Annotated in this window: 8 protein-coding genes and 3 pseudogenes; 6 read left to right on the top strand and 5 right to left on the bottom strand. The window is 68.2% G+C overall.

Annotation, left to right across the window (positions count from 1 at the left end):
• Positions 1–344: MFS transporter (locus tag ACWDA7_RS49065; RefSeq protein WP_450614225.1), on the bottom strand; the 344-nt coding region annotated here is incomplete at its 3' end.
• A gap of 176 nt (positions 345–520) precedes the next feature.
• On the opposite strand from ACWDA7_RS49065, the gene ACWDA7_RS49060 reads away from it, so the two are divergent.
• Positions 521–1,150 (top strand): TetR/AcrR family transcriptional regulator, encoded by a 630-nt coding sequence (locus ACWDA7_RS49060; RefSeq protein WP_450614223.1) that lies wholly within the window; start codon positions 521–523, stop codon positions 1,148–1,150.
• Positions 1,151–1,341: 191 nt separating this feature from the next.
• On the opposite strand, the pseudogene ACWDA7_RS49055 reads toward ACWDA7_RS49060, so the two are convergent.
• Positions 1,342–1,682 (bottom strand): annotated as a pseudogene (locus ACWDA7_RS49055) (transposase); the annotation flags it as partial.
• 52 nt (positions 1,683–1,734) lie between these two features.
• Here ACWDA7_RS49055 and ACWDA7_RS49050 point away from each other — a divergent pair.
• Positions 1,735–1,884: pseudogene (locus ACWDA7_RS49050) on the top strand (IS6 family transposase); the annotation flags it as partial.
• 113 nt (positions 1,885–1,997) lie between these two features.
• Here ACWDA7_RS49050 and ACWDA7_RS49045 read toward each other — a convergent pair.
• Entirely contained in the window at positions 1,998–2,390 is a 393-nt protein-coding gene (locus ACWDA7_RS49045; protein WP_311698533.1) for a winged helix-turn-helix transcriptional regulator, read from the bottom strand.
• Positions 2,391–2,517: 127 nt separating this feature from the next.
• Between ACWDA7_RS49045 and ACWDA7_RS49040 the strand changes: the two genes are divergently transcribed.
• The 4 genes and pseudogenes from ACWDA7_RS49040 to ACWDA7_RS49025 all read left to right on the top strand — a co-directional run bounded on the left by ACWDA7_RS49040 (position 2,518) and on the right by ACWDA7_RS49025 (position 5,979).
• Positions 2,518–3,102 (top strand): flavodoxin family protein, encoded by a 585-nt coding sequence (locus tag ACWDA7_RS49040; RefSeq protein ID WP_311698534.1) that lies wholly within the window; start codon positions 2,518–2,520, stop codon positions 3,100–3,102.
• Positions 3,103–3,457: 355 nt separating this feature from the next.
• Complete coding sequence (locus tag ACWDA7_RS49035) at positions 3,458–5,545, top strand: SpoIIE family protein phosphatase (protein WP_450614221.1); 2,088 nt, start codon at positions 3,458–3,460, stop codon at positions 5,543–5,545.
• A 122-nt stretch (positions 5,546–5,667) separates the two neighbouring features.
• Positions 5,668–5,814, top strand: a pseudogene (locus ACWDA7_RS49030) (IS256 family transposase); the annotation flags it as partial.
• Positions 5,794–5,979: a CGNR zinc finger domain-containing protein gene (locus tag ACWDA7_RS49025; protein WP_450614227.1), complete on the top strand. Its 186-nt coding sequence runs from the start codon at positions 5,794–5,796 to the stop codon at positions 5,977–5,979. The pseudogene ACWDA7_RS49030 and the gene ACWDA7_RS49025, both read left to right, overlap by 21 nt.
• A gap of 121 nt (positions 5,980–6,100) precedes the next feature.
• Here the strand turns inward: ACWDA7_RS49025 and ACWDA7_RS49020 are convergent, their stop codons facing one another.
• Positions 6,101–6,229: a hypothetical protein gene (locus ACWDA7_RS49020; RefSeq protein ID WP_450614219.1), complete on the bottom strand. Its 129-nt coding sequence runs from the start codon at positions 6,227–6,229 to the stop codon at positions 6,101–6,103.
• Between the two features lie 156 nt (positions 6,230–6,385).
• Positions 6,386–6,601: a hypothetical protein gene (locus ACWDA7_RS49015; RefSeq protein ID WP_450614217.1), complete on the bottom strand. Its 216-nt coding sequence runs from the start codon at positions 6,599–6,601 to the stop codon at positions 6,386–6,388.
• Positions 6,602–6,762: the final 161 nt, after the last annotated feature.

Raw genomic sequence — 6,762 nt, 5'->3', positions numbered from 1 at the left:
CCCTGCAGGATGCGCGCCACCAGCAGCAACCCCACACCGTCGGCAGTGAGGAACATGACCATGGACGCTGCCTCCACGATCAGCGCGCCGGCGAGTACAGGCCGCCTGCCGACGTAGTCGGAGAGCCCTCCGACGGTCAGCAGTGCGACCAGCAAGCCCAAGGCGTAGACCGCGAAGATCGTGGTGAGCATGGTCGGCGAGAAGCCCCAACGGTGCTGGTACACCACCAGGAGCGGGGAAAACGCGCTGGTCGAGGCAAAGAGCGCAAGGAGCGTGACGGCCAGAAGCCAGAACCCGACCGAACGCGATATTCGTTTCGCCGGAAGCCAGGGCTTGATGTGCATGACGGGGTCTCTCCGGTAAGCGGCTGGGCGATTCGCTTCGGCACCGGCGCAGGCAAGTGCAGCGCGACAGTGCCAATCGGGCGCTGTGCGCACGATGCCAAAGGAGGAAAGCGATCGTTGTACTTTGAAGCTAACGCATCCAGTCAACGAAGTAAAGCGATTGCTATACTTGCGGCATGGAGACAGAGAGCACAGCCGCTATCCGGCACCGTGGCGGCCGGGGCGCGCGCGAGCGCATCCTGCAGGCAGCCGCGAAGCTCTTCTACGAAGAGGGCATCCACGCCACCGGCATCGCCCGCCTGGTCGAGACCGCCGAGGTCTCCACGCGCACCTTCTACCAGCACTTCCCCACCAAGAACGCGCTGGTGGAGGAATACCTGCGCAACTACGAGGCCGGAATGACCCGGCGCATCGAACAGAACCTGAGCCGCGAGGGACTCTCCCCCCAAGACCAGTTGCTGGCACTGTTCACCATGCTCGCTGAGGCGACCTCGGGACCCTCAGGGCGTCTGACGAACCGCGGCTGCCCGCTCCACAACGCCGCCGTCGAAGCCGCAGGGCACATGCCCGACGTGCAGGAACTGGTCCACCACCACAAGAACGGCATCACCCAGCAGCTCATCGCCGTCGCCGCCCGTGCAGGTGCCGCCAACCCGGACCAACTGGGCCGACAGTTGAACGTCCTCCTCGAAGGCGCCACCGCCCTGCAGACCTCCCTCGACAGCCCCTGCCCCCGCCATGACGCCCTTGAGGCCGCCCGCGTACTGATCGAGCACGCCCTTCCCGAAACACGGCCCGCCAACTGACCCCTGCTCACGGTCCGGCCTCTATGGTCCTGATCGGCGCATTTCGTCGGTGCCCCACCAGGCCCCAAGGGGCCATCTGGGACTGGCACCGGGAAGAGTCGGCCAGCTCCCGCGGGCCAGTTCAGAGACCATGATCAATCTCGGCGCTACATCTGCTACCTGAAGAAGGTGCGGATTCCTCGTTTCCGCAGGGCGCGGACGTGGGCGAGGAAGGCTTTCGCGGATCCGGCACTGTCGGTACGGACGAGGATGTCGGTGCCGTGTCGGTGAGCGTCGGGGATCTGCGCGAGTGCGTCGTCGAGAACCGTGATGTGATCCGCGGCAGTGTTGGCGCCGGCGTTGCCGTGCCGCGGCCCGCCGGACAATGCTTCACCAGTGTTGGCCGGAAGCACAGCAGCGGGTGGTAGCCAAGGCCGACCTTATAGGTGGGTGCTGCCTGATCTTTCTCGGAGCGGCAGGTGACCAGCGTCGCGTCGAGGTCGAGGACAAGCCCGGGCAGCATGCGTCTCGCAGCCCGAGCCGCGGGTATGCCCTCGCCTCGTTGCGCGGCCTACAGCCAGGCGACTTCCCGAGCCTGGACGCGGGCCGAGCGCTTCCTTGCCGCTTTCAGCGGCATCTCGCCCCGCGTCCGGCCCCGACGCCAACTCCTGACCGTCGCTCAGCACCACTTCGAGATGGCCCTCCGTTTCACCCACTGGGACCAGATCACCGGCGTGGCCGACCGTCCCACAGCAGGATCCAGGACCCGACGCCAGGCTTCACCACACCCCGACACACCGTCAGACGTTCACGCACCCGACAACGTAACAACACCCTTGCGTGTACTACGTGTTCTGCCGTTGGAGATTCATGACTTCTGGCGGGCGTCGTACTCTTCGCGAGCCGCCAGGACGTCGTCCATCGCGTCTTCTACGCAGTGGATGAGGGTGAGCAGGCGGTCGGTGACCCGGCGGCCCAGGGGGGTCAGTTCGTAGTCCACGCGGGGCGGGTTTGTCGGCTGGGCCTCGCGGTGCACCAGGCCGTCGCGTTCTAGCGCGGACAGGGTCTGGGACAGCATCTTCTCGCTGACGCCGTTGATGCGGCGGCGCAGCTCGTTGAAGCGCAGCGGACCCTCGTGCAGCGCGCCGAGCGTCAGTCCGCCCCAGCGGCCCGTGACGTGCTCCAGCGTGCCGCGCGACGGACATCCCGTGGTGAACACGTTGTACACGAGTCCGCCCTGCTCCTGGGTCATACCGCTCATGATGCAAGCATACGCGATCGCAGCGCAAACCAACAGTTGGCGCTTTCCAATGGAAGGTGCTTTCCTGGGGGTATCGCCTTTGAAGTGCCCGTTCGGGCCATTCGACTCTCCTTGAGGAGAAATCATCGTGACCACCCCTGTCGTGTCCATCGCTTACCACTCCGGCCACGGTCACACCGCTGTGCTTGCCGAGGCCGTCCGCGCCGGCGCCGCCGAGGCCGGCGCCGAGGTGCACCTGATCAAGGTGGACGAGATCACCGAGGAGCAGTGGCAGACGCTGGACCGCTCCGACGCGATCGTCTTCGGATCGCCCACCTACATGGGCACCGCGTCCGGTGCCTTCCACGTCTTCGCCGAGGCGACCTCCCAGCGCTGGTTCAGGCTGGCATGGCACGACAAGCTCGCGGCCGGCTTCACCAACTCCGCCTCGAAGAGCGGCGACAAACTGCACACCCTGCAGTTCTTCCAGATCCTCGCCGGCCAGCACGGCATGCACTGGGTCAGCCTCGGTCTGCACCCCGGCTGGAACAGCTCCACCGCCTCCGAGAACGACCTCAACCGCCTCGGTGTGTTCGTGGGGGCGGCTGCCCAGTCCAACATGGACGAGGGCCCGGAAGCCGTGCACAAGTCCGATGCAGCCACGGCCGAACACCTGGGCCGCCGGGTGGCCGAGACGGCGACGGAGTTCACGCGGGGGCGCCGCGCCGCGTAGACGGGCTGCGGGCCCGAGCCGATCCCCGGCGCGGAAGTCGAGAAGGCGGTCAAGATCCTCGTGTCGCCACCGCGCGACTGGCCGTGAAGGAAGACCTGGCAGCCGCGTACAGCGGCGGCCTGTTGGGCGAGCAGTCCTGCGCGGCGCACTCCGACGCGAGGGACCCCGGCGAGCAGTTGGCGACGGGTTGGGCCCGGGCGACTTGACCGATTCTCCCGGTCCTCGGCGCGGCGCGTTCTGGCGGCACGGACCCATACATTCTGCCCGGCCCGTGTCCTGGTCGTCCGTTAGCCGGGCCCGGAGCCGGTTGATCGCGCATGACCCGGATCAACCCACGAAGAAAGGTATGGACATCATGCCCAGTACTCCGCTGTACCCGCCCTGGGGCGTGACCATTCGACCGAGTGGGAGTTTTGCCGTTCTACTCCTCGGCGTTGCGCTGGTCTCGTGCGTTCGACTGGCGCTGGCCGCCGCGGGCCTGCAGGTCATGGGACTAGCCGAGTACTCCGTGCTGATCCCGGTCGTGGCCAGCGCTCTGCTGCCGCTGCGGCATACCATGATCGTGGGTCTTTTTAACCTGGCCGCCGCGATTGCCGTCTACGGCGTCCTCCTCCAGGGCATAGGACACGCCAGCCGGATCACGGTCATCACAGCGCTGGCGGCCGCGTTGGGCATCAGCCTTACCGTCTGCCATCTCCGCATCGCCAGAGAACGCCGCCTGGGGCATCTGATGATCGCCCGTGAGCGGCTCACGCTTCTCGGCGAGGCCAGCAGCCGTGTTGGCAGCACCCTGAACGTGGCCCGAACCGCCGAGGAACTGACCGAAGTCGCCGTCCACCGCTTCGCCGACCACGCCGCCGTGGACCTCTTCGCTCCCGTCCTCCAGGGCGAGGAACCCGTCCCCGGACCCCACACCGGCCCCATCACCCTGCACCGCACCGCCTGGCAATCGGCCCCCACCCCACTGGCGGACCGGTCATGGCCGGGCCAGGCCGTCACCTACCGCGAGGGATCGGTGCCAGCCCTCAGCCTGATGACGGGCGAGGCCATGACAGCGTCGATCACCGAGGCCTCCGACTGGCCCGCCGGCCCAGACGGCGCCGACGCAGGTGCAGCCCACTCCGCACTGGCGGTCCCGCTGCGCGCCCGCGGAGTAACCCTCGGCGCGGCGCTGTTCACACGCTCCCCGGGTCGGGAGCCCTTTGACGCCGATGACGTGCTCCTGGCGCAGGAAATCGGGGCGCGAGCCGCAGTGTGCGTGGACAACGCCCGCTGCTACACCCACGAACGCAATACCTCTCTCGCGCTCCAGAAAAGTCTCCTGCCACGAGCAACCCCGAAACAGCCGGCAGTGCAAGCGGCGACTCGCTACCTGCCCGCGGACTTGCAGGCCGGGGTCGGCGGCGACTGGTACGACGTGATCCCGCTCTCCGGGGCCCGGGTCGCCCTGGTCGTGGGCGACGTGGTCGGACACGGCATCCACGCCTCGGCAACCATGGGACGGCTGCGCGCCGCGGTACGCACTCTCGCCGATATCGACCTACCGCCCGACGAACTGCTCACCCGCCTCGACGACATCGTCATCCGGCTCCAAACGGAGAGGGACCACCCGCAGCAGGGCGCCCGCGATGCCGCAGCGGATCTCGGGGAGGTCATCGCGACCTGCCTGTACATGACCTACGACCCGGTCTCGCGCCGCTGCACCGCCGCACGCGCCGGCCATCCACCACCCGCCGTGATCCGTCCGGGGTCGGACGCCGACTATCTCGACATCCCTACCGGCCCTCCGCTGGGCGTGGGCGGACTCCCTTTCGAGACAGCCGAAGTGCAGCTGCCCGAGGGCAGCCTGCTAGCCCTGTACACCGACGGTCTCATCGAACCCCCCGGGATCGGGATGGACGAAGGACTCGAGCGCCTGAAGAAAGCCCTGTCCGAGCCGATGCCCTCCCTGGAGGACATGTGCGACCACGTCCTGACCACCTTGGTCGACGACCGCCCCCGAGACGACACCGCCCTCCTCATCGCCCGCACCCTGGAACTCGACAGCAGGCACACCGCCGCGTGGGACCTGTCGGACGGCCTCGCCGAGGTCGCCCGTGCGCGCGACCTTGCCTCAATCAAACTGGCCGAATGGGACCTGCAGGAGCTGACGTTCACCACCGAACTCATCGTCAGCGAACTGGTCACCAACGCCATCCGCTACAGCGGCGGCCCCGTGCAGCTGCGCCTGATCCGGCACGACACCCTGATCTGCGAAGTCTCCGACGGCCACAACACCGCCCCCCACCTGCGCCAGGCCCGAACCTTCGACGAAGGCGGCCGCGGACTGTTCATCGTCGCCCAACTAGCCGAACACTGGGGCAGCCAGCAACGGCCCGACGGAAAGACCATCTGGGCCGAACTCGCCCTCCCGCCCACACCCCATCCGCACGGGCGTGTTTGAAAGATCGTGTAAGTCCGTGATGTGACAGGCTGGCCGAGGCCCGGCCTTGGGCCCCTGGCCGGCCAGGGCGGACAGAAACCGACAACGAAGAGACCCCGGTCGGCGAGCCGGTCGAGGACAAGCTGGTGGACGAGGTCGTCGAGCGGCTGATGGACCGCGCCGACGCCTGCGGATCCGCCCTGCTGGACGAGGGCAGGCTGCTGACCGAGGTCACCCCAGCCGTGCTGGAGCGGACTCTGGATGCCGAGATGACTGAACACCTGGGCTACGCAACCCGCGTGAGCACACGTCCCGGCGCACGCCCTCACCGTGATCGGCTGCACCGACCAGCGGGACACCATCGCACCCAGCGTTGGCACTCGTACGAGACCTGCGGCAACAGGAACAACGTGGCCGCCTACCGGGCCAGACGGAAGGCATCGTCCGCGAGCTGACGCGTGCCCGCTGCGGTCACAGCCGACGGCTGCCGCGACGCTGCGGGGTTGCGGCCCCGACCCGCGCGAAACCGGTACGGCGCGTCGTGCACGGGCTCGTCCGCCGCCGAGCCGGCATGGACTACAGGTCCAGGAGGGCCTGCTCGACCACCTCGGTCAGGGCCGGGTGGATGTACAGCACGTCCCGGCCGAACTGGTCGGCCGTCAGCCCCAGTTCCATCGCCTGGATCAGCGGCTGGATCAGCGTCACGATCTTCGCGGTCTACGCCCTGGGCCTGCTGGTCGTGCTGCTGGTCGCGGAGAACTCGCCGACTACATCGACAGGCGGCCCGTGCTCGCTGGCGCGCTGATCAGCTAAGCGGCGCTCGCGGGCAACCGGCATCGGGCACCACCACGTCACGGACACCTACGCAACGCATCGCTCCAGCTCAGAGCCGACCCGGACACTTCGACACTCGGTAAACTGGACTACGGTGGCGCCGAAGTTCGGGGTCCAGTTGACGCTGCACTTGGCGTTCTCGCCGACGGCGTGCGCGGCCGGGGCGGTGGTGAGGGTCAATGCGGCGGCTGCCGCCATCGCCAGGGCGGCGGGGGCAACCGAGCGCATCACGAGACGGCGCATCCTGGGGGGACCTTTCAACACGACGAGGCAGGAGGGCGCCCGGCCCGTGGCCGGGCGCGCGCGCGGGGGGGGGGGGAGACCGGGCCGGGGGGGGGGGGGCCCCAACCGCCCCCCCCCCCCCGGGCGGGGGCCGATGCGTATTTGCAACGCTATAAAAAACG

This window comes from Streptomyces sp. NPDC001156, from assembly GCF_053598275.1.
The sequence above is the reverse complement of the archived record's forward strand: the minus strand, read 5'-3'. Positions and strand labels throughout refer to the sequence as shown.

Coding starts and splice junctions, on each gene's coding strand:
- ACWDA7_RS49025 (WP_450614227.1), top strand. CDS start 5,794: ATGACTGAACACCTGGGCTACGCAACCCGCGTGAGCACACGTCCCGGC.
- ACWDA7_RS49060 (WP_450614223.1), top strand. CDS start 521: ATGGAGACAGAGAGCACAGCCGCTATCCGGCACCGTGGCGGCCGGGGC.
- ACWDA7_RS49035 (WP_450614221.1), top strand. CDS start 3,458: ATGCCCAGTACTCCGCTGTACCCGCCCTGGGGCGTGACCATTCGACCG.
- ACWDA7_RS49015 (WP_450614217.1), bottom strand. CDS start 6,601: ATGCGCCGTCTCGTGATGCGCTCGGTTGCCCCCGCCGCCCTGGCGATG.
- ACWDA7_RS49045 (WP_311698533.1), bottom strand. CDS start 2,390: ATGAGCGGTATGACCCAGGAGCAGGGCGGACTCGTGTACAACGTGTTC.